Genomic DNA, 290 nt, shown 5'->3' on the forward strand with positions numbered 1-290 from the left:
ATTATTCCGGACTTCAGCGAATACCTGGGCATAGAGAACAAAGGCCTCTTCTTTTCCAGCTTTACGCTTTCTTCCCTGGCCATCCGGTTTTTGGCAGGCAGGGCCTCGGATAAGTATGGCCGCATCCGGGTGCTTCGTGTCAGTACGGCGTTGCTGGTTCTTGCCATGGCGCTGATCGGGTTTGCTGATTCGGCCCTGGCCCTGCTAGTGGCAGCGGCTGTCTTTGGGGTGGCTGTCGGTATGAACTCACCCACCGTATTTGCGTGGACCATCGATCTGAGCCATCCCGA

Annotated in this window: 1 protein-coding gene; it reads left to right on the plus strand. The window is 56.6% G+C overall.

All coding sequences use genetic code 11. The features are described from left to right. On the plus strand, positions 1-290 hold a 290-nt coding region (locus OB13_RS20730), incomplete at both ends, for an MFS transporter (protein ID WP_461492088.1).

It is taken from the genome of Pontibacter sp. HJ8, assembly GCF_054824225.1.